This is a genomic window from Winogradskyella ouciana, from assembly GCF_009709615.1.
GTDB lineage: Bacteria > Bacteroidota > Bacteroidia > Flavobacteriales > Flavobacteriaceae > Winogradskyella > Winogradskyella ouciana.
Window position 1 is genome coordinate 1 of the sequence record NZ_WJYA01000124.1, and the last position, 269, is coordinate 269.

Annotated in this window: 1 protein-coding gene; it reads right to left on the bottom strand. The window is 56.9% G+C overall.

The genetic code is table 11. The annotated features are described in order from the left end of the window. Positions 1–269 (bottom strand): FAD-binding protein (locus F1003_RS18765; RefSeq protein ID WP_155090362.1); only part of this gene is annotated, 269 nt, incomplete at both ends.

The window sequence follows — 269 nt, forward strand, 5'->3', positions numbered from 1 at the left end:
CGGGTTTCCATTTCATTAAAGAAGCGGTTGCCCTGCTGGTTAACGAGGATCGCCCCGCCGCCGCGAATCGATTCGGAAATCAGGTACGAGGTGTTCTGTTCCACCGTCGGGTGGATCTGAATTTCACCCATGTCCACCGTGCCTGCCCCGATATGTTCAAGCAGTGCAATACCGGCCCCGGTCGCCCCTTTGTGGTTGGTGGTGACAAAACCGTCAAGATCCGGGCGGTATTTCACCACCATCTCGCTATTGGCGCTAAAGCCGCCGGT